This window comes from Amycolatopsis sp. GA6-003, assembly GCF_046267895.1.
In the GTDB taxonomy this organism is placed as follows: Bacteria; Actinomycetota; Actinomycetes; order Mycobacteriales; family Pseudonocardiaceae; genus Amycolatopsis.
In genome coordinates, this window is record NZ_CP176499.1 from 6,554,011 (window position 1) to 6,575,028 (window position 21,018).

At 68.3% G+C, this 21,018-nt stretch carries 19 protein-coding genes; 11 read left to right on the plus strand and 8 right to left on the minus strand.

Going from position 1 to position 21,018, the window contains the following annotated elements; all coding sequences use genetic code 11:
- Window positions 1-4: 4 nt before the first annotated feature.
- Complete coding sequence (locus F9C12_RS29790; protein ID WP_409467100.1) at window positions 5-2,575, plus strand: FtsX-like permease family protein; 2,571 nt, start codon at window positions 5-7, stop codon at window positions 2,573-2,575.
- 423 nt (window positions 2,576-2,998) lie between these two features.
- Window positions 2,999-3,862 carry a S1 family peptidase gene (locus F9C12_RS29795; protein WP_409185066.1) on the plus strand — a complete coding sequence of 288 codons (864 nt, stop codon included), beginning with the start codon at window positions 2,999-3,001 and terminating at the stop codon, window positions 3,860-3,862.
- Window positions 3,863-3,866: 4 nt separating this feature from the next.
- Here the strand turns inward: F9C12_RS29795 and F9C12_RS29800 are convergent, their stop codons facing one another.
- A complete protein-coding gene (locus tag F9C12_RS29800) occupies window positions 3,867-4,607 on the minus strand; it encodes an IclR family transcriptional regulator (RefSeq protein ID WP_409462571.1) in 741 nt (246 codons plus the stop codon).
- A 120-nt stretch (window positions 4,608-4,727) separates the two neighbouring features.
- Here F9C12_RS29800 and F9C12_RS29805 point away from each other — a divergent pair, with 120 nt between their 5' ends.
- From F9C12_RS29805 to F9C12_RS29815, 3 genes are all read left to right on the plus strand, one after another.
- Complete coding sequence (locus F9C12_RS29805) at window positions 4,728-6,005, plus strand: MFS transporter (protein WP_409462572.1); 1,278 nt, start codon at window positions 4,728-4,730, stop codon at window positions 6,003-6,005.
- Window positions 6,002-6,895: a 2-hydroxyacid dehydrogenase gene (locus F9C12_RS29810; RefSeq protein WP_409462573.1), complete on the plus strand. Its 894-nt coding sequence runs from the start codon at window positions 6,002-6,004 to the stop codon at window positions 6,893-6,895. Before F9C12_RS29805 ends, F9C12_RS29810 begins: the two co-directional genes overlap by 4 nt.
- Before the next feature lie 551 nt (window positions 6,896-7,446).
- Window positions 7,447-8,616, plus strand: a complete 1,170-nt coding sequence (locus F9C12_RS29815; protein WP_409462574.1) for a thioester domain-containing protein — start codon at window positions 7,447-7,449, stop codon at window positions 8,614-8,616.
- A gap of 289 nt (window positions 8,617-8,905) precedes the next feature.
- Here the strand turns inward: F9C12_RS29815 and F9C12_RS29820 are convergent, their stop codons facing one another.
- Both F9C12_RS29820 and F9C12_RS29825 read right to left on the minus strand, forming a co-directional pair.
- Complete coding sequence (locus tag F9C12_RS29820; protein ID WP_409462575.1) at window positions 8,906-10,366, minus strand: LCP family protein; 1,461 nt, start codon at window positions 10,364-10,366, stop codon at window positions 8,906-8,908.
- A 281-nt stretch (window positions 10,367-10,647) separates the two neighbouring features.
- Window positions 10,648-10,824, minus strand: coding sequence for a hypothetical protein (locus F9C12_RS29825; RefSeq protein WP_409462576.1), 177 nt, complete (start codon window positions 10,822-10,824; stop codon window positions 10,648-10,650).
- A gap of 55 nt (window positions 10,825-10,879) precedes the next feature.
- On the opposite strand from F9C12_RS29825, the gene F9C12_RS29830 reads away from it, so the two are divergent.
- From F9C12_RS29830 to F9C12_RS29845, 4 genes are all read left to right on the plus strand, one after another.
- On the plus strand, window positions 10,880-11,617 hold the full coding sequence (locus F9C12_RS29830; RefSeq protein ID WP_409185072.1) for an SDR family oxidoreductase: 738 nt from the start codon (window positions 10,880-10,882) through the stop codon (window positions 11,615-11,617).
- Between the two features lie 138 nt (window positions 11,618-11,755).
- Window positions 11,756-12,787 (plus strand): Dyp-type peroxidase, encoded by a 1,032-nt coding sequence (locus tag F9C12_RS29835; RefSeq protein ID WP_409462577.1) that lies wholly within the window; start codon window positions 11,756-11,758, stop codon window positions 12,785-12,787.
- The gene (locus F9C12_RS29840; protein WP_409185074.1) at window positions 12,784-13,581 is read left to right on the plus strand and encodes a family 1 encapsulin nanocompartment shell protein; all 798 of its coding nucleotides are present in this window, start codon (window positions 12,784-12,786) and stop codon (window positions 13,579-13,581) included. Before F9C12_RS29835 ends, F9C12_RS29840 begins: the two co-directional genes overlap by 4 nt.
- An 84-nt stretch (window positions 13,582-13,665) precedes the next feature.
- A complete protein-coding gene (locus F9C12_RS29845) occupies window positions 13,666-14,193 on the plus strand; it encodes a M15 family metallopeptidase (RefSeq protein WP_409185075.1) in 528 nt (175 codons plus the stop codon).
- A 23-nt stretch (window positions 14,194-14,216) separates the two neighbouring features.
- Here F9C12_RS29845 and F9C12_RS29850 read toward each other — a convergent pair whose 3' ends face one another.
- On the minus strand, window positions 14,217-15,422 hold the full coding sequence (locus F9C12_RS29850; RefSeq protein ID WP_409185076.1) for a glycosyl hydrolase family 8: 1,206 nt from the start codon (window positions 15,420-15,422) through the stop codon (window positions 14,217-14,219).
- Window positions 15,423-15,989: 567 nt separating this feature from the next.
- Between F9C12_RS29850 and F9C12_RS29855 the strand changes: the two genes are divergently transcribed.
- Entirely contained in the window at window positions 15,990-16,838 is an 849-nt protein-coding gene (locus F9C12_RS29855; protein WP_409462578.1) for an ion transporter, read from the plus strand.
- 354 nt (window positions 16,839-17,192) lie between these two features.
- Window positions 17,193-17,333 carry a hypothetical protein gene (locus F9C12_RS29860; protein WP_244223586.1) on the plus strand — a complete coding sequence of 47 codons (141 nt, stop codon included), beginning with the start codon at window positions 17,193-17,195 and terminating at the stop codon, window positions 17,331-17,333.
- Window positions 17,334-17,422: 89 nt separating this feature from the next.
- Here F9C12_RS29860 and F9C12_RS29865 read toward each other — a convergent pair whose 3' ends face one another.
- The 4 genes from F9C12_RS29865 to F9C12_RS29880 form a co-directional block, all read right to left on the minus strand.
- Window positions 17,423-17,656, minus strand: coding sequence for a hypothetical protein (locus F9C12_RS29865; protein ID WP_409462579.1), 234 nt, complete (start codon window positions 17,654-17,656; stop codon window positions 17,423-17,425).
- A gap of 145 nt (window positions 17,657-17,801) precedes the next feature.
- Complete coding sequence (locus tag F9C12_RS29870; protein WP_409462580.1) at window positions 17,802-19,184, minus strand: GH1 family beta-glucosidase; 1,383 nt, start codon at window positions 19,182-19,184, stop codon at window positions 17,802-17,804.
- A 2-nt stretch (window positions 19,185-19,186) separates the two neighbouring features.
- Window positions 19,187-20,041, minus strand: a complete 855-nt coding sequence (locus tag F9C12_RS29875) for a carbohydrate ABC transporter permease (protein ID WP_409462581.1) — start codon at window positions 20,039-20,041, stop codon at window positions 19,187-19,189.
- Window positions 20,038-21,018, minus strand: a complete 981-nt coding sequence (locus tag F9C12_RS29880) for a carbohydrate ABC transporter permease (RefSeq protein WP_409462582.1) — start codon at window positions 21,016-21,018, stop codon at window positions 20,038-20,040. The genes F9C12_RS29875 and F9C12_RS29880 overlap by 4 nt, the downstream gene beginning before the upstream one ends.

Below are 21,018 nucleotides of genomic sequence, written 5' to 3' on the forward strand. Positions count from 1 at the left end.
CGCCATGTGGTCGTTGGCTTGGCAGACGACGAAGGCCCGGCTGAGCGGGTTCGTCGGCGCGTTCGTCGCGATTCTCTGCGGCACCGCGCTCGTCGCGGGCTGTGGCATTTTGCTGGAATCCGGCCTTCGCGCCGGGGTCCCGACCCAGCGCTACGCCGAGGCGGCGGTGGTGGTCGGCGGGCCGCAGACCACGAAACCGCCGGGTGCGGATTTCGGCGAGTCCGAGCAGATCAGCGTACAGACCACGCTGCCGGACACGGTGGTCAGCCGGATCGCCGCGGTGCCGGGCGTGCGCCAGGCGGTGCCGGAGCAGGATTTCCCGGCGAACGTCGTGACGTCCAGCGGTCAGGTGCTCACCGGGCCGAACGGAACCCAGTCGCGCGGACACAACTGGGAGTCGGCCGTGCTGGCCCCGTTCTCCTTGCGCGAAGGCCACGCGCCCGAGGCGGCGAACGAAGTCGTTCTGGACGCGGAACTGGCGGCCCGCGGCGGAGTTTCGGTCGGCGGCACAGTGCGGATCGCGACCCGCTCGACACCGATGGAGTTCCTGGTCACGGGCATTGCCGCGGCGAAGGCCGGCAACGAGATGTCCCGGCAGTCGGCCTTGTTCTTCTCCGCGGCGCGCGCTGCTGATCTCGCCGGAAAGCCGGGGCAGGTCCACGCGGTCGGCGTGCTCGCCGCCCCTGGCGTGCCGACAGGCGAACTGGAAGACCGGATCAGCGCGGCCGTCCGCGGCGAACCGGTCACCGTGACGACCGGGATGGGCCGCAGCACGGTCGAATTCCTGGACGTGAGCCAAACGCGGATGCTGCTGTTCGCCCTCGCCGGTTCGTTCGGCGGGTTCGCGATCCTGGTCGCGGTCTTCGTCGTGTCCAGCACGCTGGCCTTGGTGATCAACCAGCGCCGGCGGGAATTCGCGCTGCTGCGGGCGATCGCGGCCACGCCGAAGCAGATCCGCAAACTGATCAGCGCCGAAACCATGCTGGTCGCGGTCGTCGCCGGAGTGCTCGGCGCCGGACTGGGCGTGGCCGTCGGCTACGGATTGCGCAACGCGTTCGCCGGGATCGGCGTGATCCCGGCGGACTTCGGCCTCGCGATCGGCCCGCTCCCGCTCGTCGTCGCGTTCCTGCTCGGCTTGGGCGCGGCGCGCTTGGCGGCGTGGTCGGCGGCGCGGCGTCCTTCGTCGATCCGCCCGATCGAAGCGCTCGGCGAGGCGGCCGTCGAACGCCGCGAACTCGGCCGCATCCGGATTCTCGTCGGCTGGCTGCTGGTGGCGCTGGGCTTCGGCGGCGCGACCGTCCCGATGTACGTGACCGGCGACGGTGCGCTCGCCGCCTCCTCGATGTCCGCGCTGGTGGCCGTGATCGGGCTGTCGGTGCTCGGGCCGAAGGTGGTCGCCTTCATGACCCGGATCATCGGCCCGGTGTACTCCGGCCTCTCGCGGATCAGCGGCTACCTGGCCGCGGCGAACAACCAGGCCAACGCGCGGCGGCTCGCCTCGGCGGTGACCCCGGTGATGCTCGCGGTCGCATTCGCGATCTCGATGTTCTACAGCCAGACGTCGTCCGCCGCGGCTAAACAGGAGCAGGCCGTCCGGTCGACCACCGCGGACCACGTCCTGACGAGCACCACCGGCGCGCTGTCCCCGGAAGTCGCGGCGGCGGCGCGGGCGATCCCCGGGGTCGCGGCGGCAACCTCGGTGATCCGCACCGACGTCGTCACCACGGTCCCGGAGCAGGAACGGCTGCGCGTGACGAAGTATCCGGCGCAGGGACTGGACGGCGACCAGGTGCGCGGCGTGCTCGACCTCGGCGTCGTGTCCGGGAATCTGGCCGACCTGCGCGGCGACACCGTCGCGATGAGCAAGGGCGAGGCCGACTGGTACGAAAAGAAAATCGGCGACGAGGTCGACTTCTGGTTCGCCGACGGTCGCCCCGCGAAGGTGAAACTGGTCGCGGTATACACGCACAACCAGGCGTTCGGCGAATACGTGCTGCCCGCCGACCTCGCCCGCGCGCACACCGGCGACCGGATGGACCATTCCGTTCTGGTGCGCCAGGATCCGAACGCGGACCCGGCCGCGGTGACCGCCGCGTTGCGCACCCTGAGCGCTCGCTATCCCGGCCTCGCCGTGACGCCAAGCTCCTCGGTTTCCGCGGTGGAAAGCGCTTCCGGGCAACAGCAGTTCTACCTGAACCTCGTCGCGGTCGGCGTGATTCTCGGGTACGTGGTGATTTCGGTGGCCAACACGCTGGTGATGACCACCGCGCAACGCTCGCGGGAATTCGCCCTGCTGCGGCTGATCGGCACCACCCGAGGCCAGGTCGTGCGGATGATGCGGCTGGAAGCGCTGACGACCGCCGGGGTAGCGGCTTTGCTCGGCACGGTAGTGGCGGCGATTCCGTTGGTACTGCTCAACCTTGGCCTGCGCGCCACTCCGCTGCCGTCCGGTACGCCCGCGGTGTTCGGCGGAATCGTCGCCGGAGCGTTCCTGCTGAGCCTGGTCTCGCTCGGTCTGTCCACTCGGGTCACCCTGCGCGCCCGGCCCATCGACGCCATCGGCCTGCGAGAGTAGAAAACCGAATGCGGACGGCCACCTCGCTGAACCGGCCCGATCGCCTGCACTGGCCAGACCTGCCGCCGCACGCCTAGCCATGCCAGAGGTCCGTGAGGGGTTCCCCTCACGGACCTCTGTGGGAGCGGGTGCCTGCGGCCCGTCTCAGGTCAGCCCGGGAGCCAGGCGTCCCACTGAACGGGAGCAATTCCCACAATCCGGTCCCTGCCGCCGAATGGCCCAGCGTCCAGGCAAAACGTGCCCGTGCTGTGAGCATTCCGTGACCAACTCCGAACCCCGCGTATCGAGCAGGTCAGTTTCTACCCAGGTCACCGGATTAATCGGGCACTCTCACTCATTCGGGTTAACAAGTTCGCTATCTTGGACCCCGTGGTGCACGCAAAGTCACGTTCCGCTCAGCGGGCGAGCCTTCGGCTGGGTGCCGTGGCCGCGGCCACGATCCTGGGGGCCGGGCTCGCCGGGGCCTACGTCGGCCTGCACCGGACCGCCGAGGCGGACACCGCGAAGCCGGTCTCGAACGTCGCCGTCGCACGCAGCGCCGGCGGCAACGCGGGCAATGCCAGCAGCACGGTCAGCGGCAGCACTGGCGGCAAGGGCCAGTCCACCCCGCAGCCGCCCGCGCTGCCCGACCACCCGACCCCGTTCAGCGTCAAACTGTCCGCAAAGGACATTCCGGAGAAGGGCGGCGGCGTCCGCACCGGCGGGTGCAGCGGTTCGCTGATCGCCCCGCAGTGGGTCGTCACCGCGGGCCATTGCTTCCACGACCTCGACGGCACCCGCGTCAGCGGCAAACCCGACTACACCATGACCGCCGCGATCGGGAAGCTCACCGACTCCGATCCGCGCGGGCACCTGCTGACGATCGTGGACACGCGCCAGTCCGCGGTCAACGACCTCGCGCTCGCCAAACTGTCCGAGCCGGTCACCGACATCGAACCGCTCGCGCTGCCGGACGGGCCGCCGGATCCGGGGCAGCACACCACCTTCGTCGGCTGGGGTTCGCTGTCCTCGAAGGTCATCGTGCAGACCGACCACATCAAGCGCGGCGACTTCAAGGTCGACGAGGTGCGCAAGAACGAGATCACCCTGGAACCGCTGAAGAAGCGGACCGTCGAGAACAGCCCGTGCCCGGACGATTCGGGTTCGCCGTTTTTCGTGCCGGTGAAGGGAAAGAACACGCTGATCGCGGTCGAGAACTTCGGCCCGGACTGCCCGCAGCCCGGCATCGAAACCGCGGCGCGCGTGGATCAGCTGGTCTCGTGGATCCGGGAACAGATCGGCGCGTAATCGCTCACCGGGGCAGCAGCGCCGCCAATTCCCGTGCCGCGGCACGCAAAGCGGGCACGAACTCCTCCAGCTGGGCCACGGTCAGCCGATAAGCCGGCGCCGCGGTGGACAGCGCGGCGATCGCAGTCCCGTCCGGCGTCCGGATCGGAACGCCGACCGCGCGAATGCCTTCCTCGTGCTCCTCGTCGGCGATCGCGAAACCCCGTTCGCGCACCGCCGCGATTTCCGTCGCGAACGCCTCCCGCGAAGTGATCGTGCGCGGGCCTAACGCAGGCAGCTCAAGGGAGGCGACCAGCTCCTCCCGATTCGGCGCGAACGCGACCAGGCACTTGCCCATCGACGTGCAATGCAGCGGCCCGCGCGCGCCCGGTTCACCGCGGATCTGCAGCCGCTGCGAGCCCTGCACCGAGTGCACGTAAACCTGGTTGTGCCCGTCCAGCACGGCCAGCAGCGTCGGCTCGCCGGTCTCCGCGGACAGCTTCTGCATCACCGGCAGCGCGACGCCGGCGAATCCGCGCGCCTGCGAAACCGACTGACCCAGCTCGAACAACCGCAGCCCCAGCGAGTATCGCTTCGACACCGGGTCGTTGCGCGCGAATCCCTCGCTCTGCAAGGAACTCAGCAGCCGATGCGTCGTGCTCACCGGGTACCCGGCGGCCCGCGCCAGCTCGGACAACGGCACGCCCTCGGGGTAGCCGCCGAGCAGCGAGAGCACCCGCAAAGCCTTGCCGACCATGTCCGCCATCGGACCCCCTTGACGTCCCGCGCGCGGCGACGCACACTGCCTCTCACCGTATTGCGGAATAGCTTTCCATATGACGGAAAGCACGTCAAGGACTTGGGTCAGCGGCGACAGGAGTACCGGATGAACACCGTCGAGCAGGCGGGCACGCTCGGGAGGCAGCGCTGGCTGCGGCTGATCCCGATCGTCTTCGTCACCTACAGCCTCGCCTACCTCGACCGGTCGAACTTCTCGATCGCGACCGCGGGCGGCATGGCCGAGGAACTGCACCTCACGAGCACGACGTCCGGCCTGATCGCCGCGTCGTTCTTCCTCGGCTACTTCCTGCTGCAGGTCCCCGGCGTGCTCTACGCCGACCGCCGCAGCGTGCGAAGCCTGATCTTCTGGTCGGTGCTCGCCTGGGGCGTCCTGGCGACCGCGCAGGGCCTGCTCAGTTCGGTGCCGGTGCTGATCGCGGTCCGGTTCCTGCTCGGCGCGGTGGAAGCGGCGGTGCTGCCCGCGCTCGTCGTCCTGCTCGCGCGGTGGTTCACGAAGGCGGAACGCGGCCGAGCCAACGCTTTCCTGATCCTGGGCAACCCGGTCACGGTGATGTGGCTGTCGGCGGCGTCCGGGTACCTGATCGAGGCGACGTCCTGGCGCGGCATGTTCATCATCGAGGGAGTTCCGGCGCTGATCTGGGCTTTCGTGTTCCGTGCGCAGGTCCGCGACCGGCCCGGCGACACGCCGTGGCTCGACCCGGCCGGACGCGCCGCGGTCGAACGCGCGATCGCCGCGGAACAAGCGCGGCTGCCGGCGCCAGCCGAGCGGCCGGTGCGGGAAGTGCTGCGGTCCAAGGCGGTTCTGCTGCTGGCGGCGCAGTATCTGTTGTGGAGCATCGGGGTTTACGGCTTCGTGTTCTGGCTGCCGTCGATCGTCAAGGCGGGTTCGTCGGCGGGGATCGGCGCGACCGGGCTGCTGTCGGCGATTCCGTACGCGTTCGCCGTGGTGGCGATGCTGCTCAACTCGCGCGGTTCGGACCGGTCCGGGGCGCGGCGGCGGTTCGTCTGGCCGTGGCTGCTGGTTGGCGCGGTAGCGTTCTACGGTTCGTATCTCATGGGCAAGCAGCAGTTTTGGTGGGCGTTCGTCCTGCTGGCGATCGCCGCGGTGGCGTTGTACGCGCCGTACGGCCCGTTCTTCGCGATGATTTCCGAGCTTCTGCCGCAGCGGACCGCCGCGGTCGCGGTGGCGGTGGTCAACGCCGCGGGCGCGCTCGGCGGGTTCCTCGGGACCTACCTGGTCGGCTGGCTCGAATCCGCCACCGGCAGCACGGCCGCCGCGTTCTTGATGCTGGCGGGGACAATGGCCGCGGCCGCGGTGCTGGTGCTCGCGGTTCCGGCGAAGACGAAGGAAAGGCGAGCATGACCGCGCGTGTACTCCTGCCCTGGTCCGACATTTCCGTTCCGGCCGAACTGAACGCGGTCGTCTGGGACGGCCGCGGCGCCCCGCCGGACGGCCTCGACGACGTCGAGTTCTACGTCCTGCCCTACGACCAGGGCCCGGCGGCGGCGAAGCTGATCCCGGAACTGCCGTCGCTGCGCGCGGTCCAGACGCTTTCCGCCGGTTACGACAACCTGCTGCCGCTGGTCCCGTCCGGGGTGCGGCTGGCGAACGGCCGGGGCCTGCACGACCTCAGCGTCGCCGAGCACGCGCTCGCGCTGATCCTTGCCGCGCAACGGTATTTCCCGCGCTGGTTCGCGCAGCAGCGGACCGGTTCGTGGGGCCGGGAGCACACGCGCTCGCTCGCCGACTGCCGTGTCCTGCTGGTCGGTTACGGTTCGATCGGCCGCGCCATCGAGCGGTACCTGGAGGCAGGCGAGGCCGAGGTGGTCCGGGTGGCCAGCACCGCCCGCACTGGAGTGCACGGCATCGCCGAACTGCCGGAGCTTCTGCCGACCGCGGACATCGTGGTGCTGGTCCTGCCGGACACCCCGCGGACGCGCGGTCTCCTCGGCGCCGCGGAACTGGCCCTGTTGCCGGACACCGCGTTGGTGGTGAACGTCGGCCGCGGCACCGCCGTGGACACCGCCGCGCTCACCGCCGAGGTCTCCGCAGGCCGCCTGCGCGCCGCGCTCGACGTCGTGGACCCGGAGCCGCTGCCCGCCGACCATCCTCTGTGGACCCTCGACGGCGCGATCATCACCCCGCACATCGCCGGTGGTTCGGACTCGTTCTACCCGCGCGCGAAGCGGCTGGCCGAACGCCAGCTCGCGCACTACGCGAAGGGCGAGCCGCTGGAGAACCTGGTCAACTGAGCACGGCCGCGAGGACGGGCTGGCCGGGCGTCCAGCGACGTCGTGCGTGCCGACGTTGCCGGGGAGATCGCCGTGCACCGCCTGCGCGGCCGGACGGCGCGCCTCGAGCAACGGGCGGAGAAGACCGCGCGGTTGCTGAGCCGTCGGGCGGCGATTCCTCCCCGGCGATCCGGTCTCCGACGGCCCAGGGATCGGCGCGGAAGTCCCCGGCGCACCAGGCCCCGCCTTCCCGCCGAACCGGGGGACCGGCACCGCCGAACGCGGCCAGCACGTCCGCCGGAGGTCGCTCGGCCACCGTTTCCCGCCCTTTCTCCGGGGTTTCCGCAGCTCTTTGCACAGACACCCAGAGCAACGCAAGGGGAGGAACGACTCCGACTGGAGGTAGTAAAGCGCAGTCGGGGGACCACCCACAGTGCGCATGTGAGCCCTGTGTATGCTTCGCCATCGCTTGACTGGGTGGATTCTTCACCCGAATTAGTGGCCGGCGTGGTCGGGGAGATGCGGTCTCACGCGGCCCGTCGATCGTGGTTCGGGACTTGATGGGAGAAAGCATGCACGGCAGGTCAATTCTGGTCCGGGGAGGGGCCGCGGCGGCGTCCGCGGCAGCGGCGCTCATGATTGCCGCGCCGGTCGCCCTCGCGGACGACAACGCCCCCTCGGCGCGCAGCGGCGCGGCCTCGGGCGAGCTGGTTTACGGCGGCTCGTCGGGCTTCGACGTCAACATCGCGGGCAAGGGCACGGTCCAGACGACGCTGTTCAACTTCAAGCTGTCTGACGGTGCGATCTCGAAGATGTACTGCGTGCAGATCGAGGTCGGCGCGCGCTTCGGCGAGACGATGGTCGAGCACGCGTGGAACGACTACCCCGACGCGAAGTCGCCGTTCCGCAAGAACAACAAGAACATCAACTGGGTGCTGCACCACAGCTACCCGTCCGTGGACGTCGCGTCCATCGAGAAGACGCTGACCGGCAAGGGCGCCAAGCTCCACGACGGTCTGTCCGCGAAGGAAGCGCTGACCGCGACCCAGGCCGCGGTGTGGCACTACAGCGACGGCAAGGACCTCGACGAGAAGAACGCGCTGGCCAACGGTTCCGAGGACGAGGCGGCCGACGTCGTCGCGTTGTACGACTACCTGACCGGCGACGCGAACACCGGCGTCGAGGAGAAGAAGCCGACGCTGAGCATCACTCCGGCGAAGGCGTCCGGCGAAGCGGGCACGAAGATCGGCCCGTTCACCATCGCCACCACCGGCAGCGTCACCGACTTCACGAGCAAGCTCCCCGAGGGCGTGAAGGTCGTCGGCGAGAACGGCGAAGAGCTCAAGTCGTCGGCGATCAAGAACGGCACGAAGCTGTTCCTGGACGTCCCGAAGGACGCGAAGCCCGGCACGGCCGAACTCGCGGTGAAGGCCGCGGGCGACGTCAACACCGGCCGCCTGTTCGTGGCCAAGAACTACGCGGACAAGCCGGCGCAGTCGCTGATCGTGGCACAGTCGCAGAAGAGCACCGTCCAGGCGGCCGCGACCGGCACCTGGACCGAAACGGGCCCGGTCACCACCGCCCCCGCGACGACGGCCCCCGCGGCAGGCAACAACTCGGGCCAGACCCCGCTGGCGAACACCGGCGTGAACGCCGCCCTGCCCATCGGCATCGGCGCGGCCCTGGTAGTCGCAGGCGGCGCGATGATGCTGGTGGTCCGCCGCCGCCGGAGCAACGCCTGATTTACCGCGCGTAACCCTCTTTAGCAGCGGGCCGGTCCGACAGGACCGGCCCGCTTTTGCTTCCCCCAGTTCCGTGCGGGGACCCACTCGCCAAGCCGCACCAGCGCACCCAACAATCGGTGCACCCACCCCACCCCCGCACCCCGATACGAAGCCTCCCTGCGGTCTGAGGGTGCTTGTCAAGGCACGCTTTCCCGCCTTGACAAGCACCCTCAGACCGTCAGCACAATCAAGCTTCGGGGTGCCCCACCGCACCACTCATTCCCCGCGATGTGCGAAGCACGAGCAGTCAGTTCACGCAAGTAACCCCATCAGCAGTAATCTCCGCCGCCGGGGCCTCCGCGATCACGGGAGCGGAAGCCGGATGCACCCCAGAATCATCCGAATACTTCTGCCCCAGATAAACCCGGAAATGATCCTTCTCCAGGGAACTGTCGGAAGCCACCGCAACCCCGCCAAGCTTCTCGGCAATCCCCTCAGCCTGGCTGCGCTGCCCCCGCCCGTAATAAACGGTGGAAGTCCGCCGAGTAGCACTGTTGGTCACCGACCCCCGCTGATACCCGGCAGCGGCAAGCTTGTCCGCCACCCGATTGGCCAGCCCGTCGACCCCGGACGAATTCCGCACATCCACTACATAGGACGCCAGCGCCGAATCCCCGGCAGCGGAAGAAGGCGGCGGCGCGGAAGCCGACGACGACGGAGCAGACCCCCCGGTCACCTCCCGGACAAACCGCTGCACCTGCTGCGGATCGACCTGCACCGCGTCCCCGTCATTGGGCGTCTTCAACGTAATGCTGACCACCGGCACGGTAACGAAGTTGATACTCCCCGCGCTCATCCCGTGCAACTGCTGAGCGAACGCCAGCAAATCCCAGTTGGTGTCAACAACGACAGCCTTCTTGACGGCCCCGATCAACGCGTCCAACTTGCCAGGATCGGTAAGCGTCCCAGCGGAAAGAATCGTCTTGGCCATACTGGCCATGAAAACCTGCTGCCGCTTGATCCGATCCAGATCCCCGTTGGGCAACCCATGCCGCTGCCGCACGAACTGCAACGCCTGCGCCCCCGCGACATTCTGCGGCCCAGCGGCGAAATTAGCCCCCGAGTAAGAATCCCGAACCGGAGCCTTCAGGCACACCGGCACCCCGCCGACCGCCTGGCTGACGTAATAAAACCCAGCCAGATTGACCGCCGCATAATGCGTGATCTTCAACCCGGTCAACTGCTGCACAGTCTCGATCGCGGTCTTGGCCCCAGCCTGAGCCGAATCCGTCTCCAGCTGCGCCCCGGACTCACCCTGAGCCTTCAACTCGTTCTTCCGCGCGGTCTGCCCGTAGGTATAAGCCGAGTTGATCTTGTGCTTCCCGAACTTCCCGGCAAGCTGGACATACGAGTCGCGCGGGATCGAGATGGCCGTGGCGTTCCCGCCGCCCGCCGGGATGTGCACGACGATCATCGTGTCGGTCGTGTCGCCGCCGTCCTCCGCGCCGCCCGCGTGCAGCTGGTCGAGCACGTCCTCAGGGAGCGGGTTGCCCTCCGCGTCGGTGCGCGTGTCGAGGCCGACCATCAGGATGTTCTGCTCGTCCATCGGCGAGTTCGAGCCGGAGCCGATCACATCGGACCTGGTCAGGCCGTCGGTGATCTGGTTCAGCTTCGACCACGCGAACGCGGTGCCGCCGAGGACCAGCAGCGAAACAACGGCCAGGAGCACCTGGGCGACACGCAGCGCACTGGAGGTCTTGCGACGCATCGGGGTTCCTCTTCCTGCCACATCCGGTGGTCGAAAGACCCACGGTAGCGGGCGTCTCACCTGGACGGGTTACCCGCTTCCCCCAAATTGCGGAGAAGGTGCCCGGAATGTCGGACCGAGGGTGCATCTCCGCAGGCAGTCCGGTCAGCGCTCGGGGCTATCGCGGTGCGGGGCCGCGAGCAGGCAAGCGGTCTCGAGGCCGGAATGCAGCTCGGTCGCCGCGTCAAACGTGCTGGTCGCGGACCACGCACACGCACCGAGCACGGCCACTGCTGCCAGGGTCAGCCGCCGTTCTGGCGCAGCAGGTCGCGCAGCACGGCTTCGTCCGATTCGGACAGGTTCGACCCGAATCTCGCCAGCACGCTCGGGCGGTCCGCCTCGGCGTCGAGCACCTTGCTCGTCGCGGTCGGTGCCGCGGTCGGGCTGCTCGGGCTCGCAGTCCGCGAACCGCTCGCCAAGGTTTTTCTTGCCGCGCAGGGCTTCGCCGAGGAAACGGGCCACTAGAATGACGTCGTGCAGAGCGAAGCGGGCGTCGCGTTGGTCACGGGTAGTTCGCGCGGAATCGGCAGGGCGATCGCGGAACGGCTGGGTGCGGACGGGCTCTCCGTCGCGGTCAACTACCGCTCCGATCGGGACTCGGCCGAGTCCGTCGTCGCCAAGATCCGGGCGGACGGCGGGCAGGCGGTCGCCCTGCGCGCGGACGTCACCGACGACGCCGAACTGCGTGGCCTTTTCGACCGCACGGAACAGGAATTCGGCGGTCTCGACGTGGTCGTCGCCAACGTGGGGATCGCCCGGTTCGTGCCGCTCGCCGAGGCCTCCGACGACGTCTTCGACCTGATCTTCAGCACCAACTTGCGGCCGACCTTCGTCGCCTTGCGCGAGGCGGCCCGGCGAGTGCGCGACGGCGGCCGGATCGTCGTGGTGTCGAGCGGCGTGGTCCCGACGGCCCGGCCCGGCACCGGGCTCTACGGTGCGGCGAAGGCGGCCGGCGACCAGCTCGTGCGGGTGCTGGCGAAGGAACTCGGCCCGCGCGGCGTGACGGTGAACAGCGTGCTCCCGGGCGCGGTCCGCACCGAGGCGCTCCTCGCCGACGGGCCGCCGGGCGTCGTCGAGTACAGCGCGAAACAGACCCCGCTCGGCCGGATCGCCGAACCCGGCGACATTGCGGACATCGTCGGCTTCCTGGCGTCGGATCAAGCGCGCTGGGTCACCGGGCAGACGGTGCACGCCGGCGGCGGCCAGTTCTGACGCCTCTTGCCGGGGTGGACAAGATCGCTTGCGCCGCGCCACCCGGTCGCCGCTGCGGAGTGGCGATGCCGGGTGCGGCCCGCGGTCCGCGGTTAGGATGCGCTCGGACGGTCACCGGGCGAGAAGGGGTGCGCGAGCGTGCAAGCGGGGGACCTTGAACCGCCTGAGCCGCAGGCCGTTTCCGCGCCGTTGACCAAGGCGGCGATCTTCCTGATGGTCCACGTCGACGCCGGGGCCGAGCAGACCGCGAAAGACCTCCTCGCCGACCTGGCCGGGCTGCAGCGCGCGGTCGGTTTCCGCGAGGCCGGGGCCGGGCTGACGTGCGTCGCCGGGATCTCGTCGGCGGCGTGGGACCGGATTTACGGCGGCCCGCGGCCCGCGGAACTGCACGAGCTGCCGGTTTTCGCGGGCGAGAAGCACACGAGCGTCGTCACCGCCGACGCCGACCTGCTGTTCCACCTCCGCGCCGACCGGCTCGACCTGTGCTTCGAGCTGGAATCGCTGATCATGGACCGGCTGCGCGGTTCGGTGCGGGTGCTCGACGAGGTGCAGGGCTTCCGGTACTTCGACGCGCGCGACGTGCTCGGCTTCGTCGACGGCACGGAGAATCCGACCGGAAACGGCGTGGATCAGGCCGTGCTGGTGGACGACGACGAACCGTTCAACCGCGGCAGTTACGTGGTCGTGCAGAAGTATTTGCACGACATGCGGGCCTGGAACGCGCTCACCACCGAACAGCAGGAGCTGGTGATCGGACGGCGCAAACTGTCCGATGTGGAGCTGTCCGACGAGGACAAGCCCGCGAATTCGCACATCGCGCTCAACGTGATCACCGACGACGAGGGCAACGAACTCGACATCCTGCGCGACAACATGCCGTTCGGCCGCCCCGGACACGACGAGTTCGGCACGTACTTCATCGGCTACACCAAATCTCCGGCGGTGATCGAGAAAATGCTGGAGAACATGTTCGTCGGGGCGCCGCCGGGGAATTACGACCGGATTCTCGACTTCTCCACGCCCCACACCGGCGCGCTGTTCTACGTGCCGACCGCGGACTTCCTCGAAGATCCGCCGGACGCCCCGCCCGAGCCGGAACCGCCGGCTGCCGCGACGCCCGCCGGGACGTCGCTGGGCATCGGAAGCCTGCGAAGGAGCACTCGGTCATGAACAACCTGCATCGCGAACTCGCCCCGATCTCCGCTGCCGCGTGGGCGGACCTGGAGGAGGAGGCGAAGCGCACGTTCTCCGAGTTCGCCGCGGCGCGCCGGGTGGTGGACGTCGTCGTCACCGGCGACCCGGCGCTCGCCGCGGTCGGCACCGGACGCCGCGAACGCGTCGGCGGCAAGTTCGACGGCGTCGCGACGAGCCTGCGCACGGCACAGCGGATCGTCGAGCTGCGGGTGCCGTTCACGGTGTCGCGCGAGGAAGTCGATTCGGTCGAGTGGGGCGCGAAAGACGCGGACTGGCAGCCGGTGAAGGACGCCGCGCAGCAGATCGCGTACGCCGAGGACCGGATCGTGCTCGACGGTTTCGCCGAGGCAGGCATTACTGGCATCCGCCCGGCTTCTTCGCTGTCGCCGATCGCGCTGCCGCCGGAGGCCCCGGGTTACCCGAAGGCGATTGGCGACGCGATCGCCGAACTGCGTGACGCGGGCGTGGCCGGGCCGTACACGGTGTTGCTCAGCGACGACGAGTTCACCGCCGCGTACGAGGCGGCCAACCATGGTTATCCGGTGCTGGAACACCTGAAGCAGATCGTGGACGGCGAACTCATCCGGACGCCCGCGATCAGCGGCGCCTGTGTGCTGTCGACGCGCGGCGGCGACTACGAGCTCCACTTCGGACAGGATCTGTCCATTGGCTACTCCAGCCACGATGCGTCCACTGTGGAGCTGTACTTCTACGAGACGCTGACCTTCCTGGTCAACACCGCCGAAGCGGGGATCGGGCTGACCGCCTGAGGCGTTACCTGAGCATGCGGTCTTGTTACGCAGCGCGGACATTCGCCGGACCTTCCGGGGATACCCGCTCGCGATAGTTGCGGCGTGCTGCGGAACAAGATCCTGCTCGTGCTGCCCGCGTTCCTCGTCGCCGCGTGCTCCGGCCTCCCGGTTCTCGACGGCGATCCCGACCACGACCCGGCTCAGGGCGGGGCTCCGGAAGGCGTCACGCTCACGCCGTTCGACACGAACTACCCGGCGGTCGGGAATCTCGACCCGGCGTTGCGGAAAGCGTTGCAGGAGGCGGCAACCGACGCGCGACAGCGCAAAGTGGACATTCGCATCGCGTCGGGCTGGCGGACGAAGGAGTACCAGCAGAAGCTGCTCGACGGCGGCATCGCCAAGTACGGCAGCCTGGAAGAGGCGCGGAAGTTCGTGAACACGCCGGAAAAATCGACGCACGTGTCCGGCAAAGCCGTCGACGTCGCGCCCACCCGGGCCGCCGACTGGCTCATTCAGCACGGGAAGAAATACGGCCTGTGCCAGGTGTACGCGAACGAGATGTGGCACTTCGAACTGCTGACCACCCCGGGCGGAACGTGCCCGCCTGCCCGCACGGACGCCGCCGGTTAGCGTCCGCGCGGGCAGGCTCAGGGTCACGGCGCCCAGTAGTTGCCGGACATCACCAGGTAGACGAGCAGCTTGATGGTCTCGCCGTAGTAAGTGTCGTCATATGGATTGCCCGCCATGTACTTCCACAGCGAATCGGTCCAGGCCTGGTCGCCCGAGACCATCGCCGCGACGCCGACCGGGTTGGCCGCCACCTCGGACTGGTCGCTGGTCTTGGTCGGCGTGCCGTCCAGTTTGGTGTGCGGGTAGATCTTGGCCGGGTTGGCTCCGGAGTGGCTCTTGTAGCTGGCCGATTCCTTCTTGGCGACCTCGGTCGCGACCTTGCCGCCGTACAGCAGCGCGTCGGTGCCCATGTGCCAGGGCACGCGAACGGAGTTGTAGCCGACGATGTTGTCCGGCTGGTTCTCCAGATGATCCGCGGGCGCCGGCTTCGGGCTGTTGGTGTTCGCCCCGACCACGAAGTCCGACAGCAGATTCGCGGTCGGCGAATACTTGGCGGTGAACTGCGTGATCAGCTGCTCGGTCCGGGTGATGACCTTGTTCCAGTCGTGCGCGGTGTCATACTTGGCGAACGCGCGCAGGTGGTCGAGCATGAAGTCGGACGGCCGGGTGTCGTCGTTGCCCGCGTCGTCGGCGATCTTGAGATGCCCGTCGGACGCGACGTCGTACTTGTAGACCTTGGCAAGCCAGTCCTTGGCGGCGGCGCTGTAGCCTCCCCACTGTTTGTCCGCGAGAATCAGCCCGTAACCGACGTCGAGATCGCCGTCGGTGGCCGAGTCAGGCGTGCCGTCGTCGGCGTACTTGCAGGTCTTGCCGTCGATGACCCACTGGAAGAGCCCCTTGCTGTCCCGGTGGTCCTGGACGAATTTCCACATCCCGTCGAAAATCGTCTTGGCCTGGGCGTCGTACCCCGCCATCAACGGGACGATGTTCATCCCGTACCCCTGCGCCTCGGACACCGTGCCCTTGTTGGGCGCGTCGTCGGTCGCCCAGACGAGGTAACCGCCGCAGGCTTGGCGGAGGTAAGTTGCTTTCCAGGAGTCGTACTGCTTCTTGACCGCGGCGTCCTGCTCAGCCTGACTGACCGAAGGCCGAACGCCGGTCTGGTAGGTGACGTGCGCCGGAAAAGGACGCGCGACGGAAGCCGCGGTGGCAGGCCCAGCACCGGCCAGCACAGCAGTAACCGAAACGGAAGCGGCGGCGAACAGCGCCACCTTCCGGGAAGCGGGCATGGTGGAGGTCTCCTTGTTAGTAAACTTTCCTAACTAGGCGGCGTAACGAGAAGCCTGCGGTACCCGGGTGTTTGATGTCAAGATGTCGCCCTTGAGAAGCCCAAGGTGAACCGGTTCCGTAGCCGTCCGTGAGGGGAAGCCTCACGGACCTGATTTCCGTCAAAGGGCCCTTTCGCGGACCACCCGCCGCAGCCGAGACGCCCCAATGCCCCTTCGGGGGCGCAAGCCCCCGCCCCAGCCGCTGCACCCAACGACCGAACCACCCAACCCGCGAAAAAACCGCCACCGCCGCACCCAACGAGCGAGGCACCCAGCCCCTCCCCCAACCCCGATACGAAGCCTCCCTGCGGTCTGGGGGTGCTTGTCAAGGCATCTTTCCCGCCTTGACAAGCACCCCCAGACCGTCAGCACAATCAAGCTTCGGGGTGCCCCACGCAACCACTCAATCGGCAATGTCGCCCGCCAGGGCGACGAGCCGACGCCTCACCGACGCGATTCCTCCCAGCCCAAACCCGTCCCCCATGGGATCATCCCCAAGGCAACAACCCAGTCACCAGGGAGCCACCCATGACCACCGGCCGTCCGGCCCAAACCGAACTCAACAGCGGCATCCTCCCCGGCAACGTCCGGGCGGACGACTGGATCATGCTGGCCTTGGCCGTAGTCTCCACCGGCATGCTGGCCTGGCTCCTGATCGGCCCGCCCGCCCCCGGGATCAGCCGCTGGTTCTTCCCGGCGGACTGCGTAATCTGCGGCATCTTCTTCCTCGAACTCCTCCACCGCTGGCGCAAACAGGCCTGGCGAGCCGCCTTCCTGGCCCGCACCTGGTACGAAATCTTCGCCATGATCCCGGTGGCCCACCCGGACTTCACCGCGAACCACCACGTCCTCGGCGTGATCCTGCTGATCGTCCGCCTGGGCCGGGCGGCCGATCGCGCGGTGGGGGAGCAGTTCACCTACCGCCTGGTGGACAAGCTCTCCGAACCCATCGTCCGCGCCATCAAGAAACCCGTCACCATCGCCGTCCTCGACGAGGTGGTCAAGGTGCTGGAAACCGGAAACTATCCGGAAAACCTCGCCAAATCCCTCAGCGAGAACAAGACCGAACTGCGCGCCATCATCACCGAAAAGATCTCCGAAGACCCGCAGCTCGGCAAACTGCGCCGGCTGCCGTTCCACGACGAAATCGTCCGCGCGACCGTCGACACGTCCTTCCGGGTCCTGCTGGAAGTCCTTCTGGATCCGCGCATCGACGATTTCTTTTCCTCCGTCGTGCGCGACAACCGCGAACAGATCCGCCGTGCGGTCGCGCTGGGACTGGCCGATGTGGACGACTCGCCGGACGAGCAGCTCCTGCGCACCCGCACCCAGCGCACCGCCGCGCACGAGTACGACGTCAACCATCCGCGGCGTTGATCATCCATTGTGGACATACCTACCGTACGCCGCCGGGCGCGCACTCTCCGTTGCGGCACAGGAAATCCCCGCTGACGCCGGGTATCAGACGCGTCAACCGCTGAAAGAGTGCACTGTGGTCGCCCGGCGCGCGCACCGGAGCCTGGAGTAGGGTGAGATCTCTCGTTCCGTTGCTGCACAAGGGTTGTGTTGGCGCGAGTACGGGGCGTTCCCGCCGGAGCCGGGGCAGACTGGAGCCGGCGGGGAGGTTGAGCGCGGTTTGGAGTCGTGGACGTGATTGATGGCGGGCAGCAGGTACGCAAGTGTCGTCGGCGGGACTGTGCGGAGGATTCCTTGTGGCGCGGACTGTGTTCCGTGCACTGGAACCGCTGGCAGAGCGGCGCGGACGCGCTCGAGCTTCCAGACGACGACGTTCCCCCGCCGCCCGCGCAGGTCTGGTGGCCGCCGGAGCGTTCGCACGCGCCGCTGAGCAGCCGGGTGCTGCCGGGTTCGTAGCAGCTCGCGACGCGCGCCGGCCACGGTCGGCGCGCGCCTGATTACCTCGGGCCACCGGGGCGGCCCGCGCGGGGCCGGGAACGAACGCCTTACCGGCGCGAACGCGGGATGCGCGGTTCGTCCGGCGCGGCCAGCATCCGCACCAGCCGGGCCCGCGCCACGCGGTACAGCAGGTCGCCGTGGTCGTCCGGGACGACTCTGCCGTCGAGGTCCCGTCCAGCCGCCCGCACCACCACCTTGACCGCGTCGGCGGGCACCCGGCCCGCGAATTCCCCGGTCAGCCACGTGGTGACCTCGTCGGCCACCCGGCTCCGCACCGTCATCGGACGCTCCAGTCTCCGCTCGCGGGGCCGTTCGGGGCGGCCCCGGCACTGGTCCGACGGCCGCGCCCGGGCACTGTGACGCGAAACTCGCGGAGAAAGTCTTTCCCGGCGGTGCTGGAAAACCCGGAAGTAGGTTACCGCCGGCTCAGGAGAGCGCGTTGCGGGCGATCACCTCCGCGTACCACCGTGCGCTGCGCTTCAGCGTGCGCTGCTGAGTGCGGTAATCGACGTGCACCAAGCCGAAGCGTTTCGCGTACCCCTCGGCCCATTCGAAATTGTCCAGCAGCGACCAGTAGAAATACCCGCGCAAATCCACGCCGTGTGCCAGCGCGTCATGTGCGGCCCGCAGATGCGCGTCGAGGAAAGCGATGCGGTCGTGGTCGGAAACTTCGCCGTCGCGGATCGGGTCCGGATAAGCCGCGCCGTTTTCCGTGACGTACAACGGCACCGGCGGATAGTCCCGATGCACCTGCATTAGTGACTCGGTCAGTCCGCTCGGCTGCACTTCCCAGCCGGAATCGGTGCGCGGCGCGGCCGGATTCGGGACGAAGTGCACCTGGTCGGCTCCCGGCCATTCCCGGCCCGCCGGGGTGCTTCCCGGCCGCGCCGAACCGGCCACGCGGTAGCCGCGGTAGTAGTTCACGCCCAGCCAGTCGATCGGCTTGCCGAGCACCGCCTCGTCGCCGTCGCGCACCACGGCGTCGAAGCCGAACCGGGACAGGTCTTCGCGCAGGTCAGCGGGGTAGCCGCCGCGCAGCAACGGGTCGAGGAACAACCGGTTCTGCAGCCCGTCGATCCGGCGGACCGCGTCGGCATCGGCCTCGTCCGGCGAGTCCGCGACGACCGGGTACAGATTCAGCGTGATCCCGGACGGGTTGCTCGTGTGCTGCCGGAGCACCTCCATCGCCAGCCCGTGCCCCAGCAACAGGTGGTGCGCAGCGGCCACGGCGCCTTCCGGCGAGGTCCGACCGGGCGCGTGCACGCCGGAGCCGTAGCCGAGCATCGCCGCGCACCACGGTTCGTTGAGGGTCGACCAGCTCGCCACGCGGTCGCCGAGGCGGGCCGCGACGGTCTCGGCGTATTCGGCGAACCGGTAGGCGGTGTCGCGTGCGGTCCAGCCGCCGCGGTCTTCCAGCGACTGCGGAAGATCCCAGTGATACAGCGTCGCCCACGGCTGGATGCCCGCGGCCAGCAGCTGGTCGACGAGCCGGTCGTAGAACGCGAGCCCGCGCGGCTCCGGTTTGCCGTGCGGCAGGATTCGCGGCCAGGAAAGGGAAAACCGGTACGCGGTGAGCCCGATCGACTGCATCAGCGCCACATCGCCGGCATACCGGCGGTAGTGGTCGGCCGCCGGGTCGCCGGTGTCGCCGTGGGCCACCGCACCCGGGCGGGCGGCGAAGGTGTCCCAGACGGACGCCTCGCGCCCGTCGGCGGTGGTCGATCCTTCGACCTGGAAGGCCGCCGTGGCGGCGCCCCAGACGAACGCGTCCGGGAACGCGAACACGTCGGGGATCGGCTGTGCGGACATGGTCACCCTTTCACGGCGCCTTGCATGATCCCGGCCACGATCTGGCGGCCGAGCAGGAGGAAGACGATGAGGATCGGAATCGTGGCCAGCGTGGTGCCGGCGAGCACCAGCGAATAGTCGACGTAGTAGCCGCTCTGCAGTTTCTCCAGCGCCACCTGCACGGTCGGATTGCCCGCGTCGAGCACCACCAGCGGCCACAGGAAATCGTTCCAGGACGTCATGAACGTGAACATCGCGAGGATCGCCGCGGCCGGGCGGACCGCGGGCAGGCACACGTTCCAGAAGACCCGGATCATGCTGCAGCCGTCCACGCGCGCGGCTTCGATCAGTTCGTACGGCAACGCGTCCACTGTGTACTGTCGCATCCAGAACACGCCGAAGGCGGTGACCAGGTTCGGCACGATCACCGATTGCAGCCCGCCCGCCCAGCCGAGCTTGGACATCGCGATGAACAACGGGATGATGCCGAGTTGAGTCGGCACCGCGAGCGTCACCACGATGAACACGAACAAGCCGTTGCGGCCGCGGAACCGCAGTTTGGCGAAGGCGAACCCGGCCAGCGACGAGAACAGCACCGTGGTGAGCGTGACCGTGCCGGACACAATGACGCTGTTGGCCAGTGCTCGCCAGAACGGAACGGTGTCGAACACCCGCGCCGCGTTGGCGAAGAAGTTGCCGCCCGGCAGCAGCGGCGGAATCCGTTCGGTGAGCATCCCGTTGTCGCGGCTGGCCACCAGAAAGGACCAATAGAACGGGAACAGCGAGCCGAGCACGAACACGATCAGCACGCCGTAGGTCGCCTTGCGCGGCTTGCCGAGCCGGGCCGCGCGCACCCGCACGGTGTTGTGCACGCTCATGTGCGCCTCCCCGCGAGCCTTCCGGTGACGAAGTAGTTGATCAGCGCGATCACGACGATGATCAGGAAAAGCACCCACGCGATCGCGGACGCGTAACCGAGATCGAAATTCTCGAAAGCGGTCTGGTACAGGTACAGCGTCACGGTCTGGAACTGGTGGGTGGAGCCGCCGTTGTTCGACCCGGGCATCGCGTCGAACAGCTTGGGCTCGGTGAAGATCTGCAGCCCACCGATCGTCGAGGTGATGGTGACGAAGATCAGCGTGGGTTTGAGCAGCGGCAACGTCACATTGGTGAAGCGGCGCACGGTGCCCGCGCCGTCGATCAGCGCGGCCTCGTGCAATTCCCTCGGAATCGCTTGCATGGCGGCGAGAACGATCAACGCGTTGTAACCGGTCCATCGCCAGTTCACCATGATCGCGATGGCGACGTGGCTGGCGACCCGGTTGGCCTGCCAGTCCACTGGGGACAGTCCGAGGGTTTGGAGCACGCCGTTGACGAGCCCGTAGCGGGGGCCGAACAGGTTCGCGAAGATGATCCCGAGCGCGACCAGGCTCGCCGCGTACGGCAGCAGAATGCCGACCCGCCACCCGGTCGCGCCGCGCAGCCGGAGCGTGAGCACCGCGGCGAGCAGCACCGCGATGATCAGCTGGGGCACGCTGGACAGCAGGAAGATGCTGACCGTGTTTTCCAGCGCGTGCCAGAACTGCGTGTCCGCGAACAGTTCGGTGAAATTGTCCAGTCCGATGAAGTCTGGGTCGTCGTCGCCGGCTTTCCAGGAAAACAGCGACACGTACGCGGTGTAGAGCAACGGGAACATGCCCACGATGGCGAACACAATGAAGAACGGCGCCACGTACAGATACGGCGAGATTTTGACGTCCCAGCGCGCTAACCGGTCGCGCAGGCCGGGCCGCGCCGCGGCGGGCTGCCGCGTCGTGGCCCGGCTTTCCGGAGCGGCCTTGTCGGTGACAGTCAT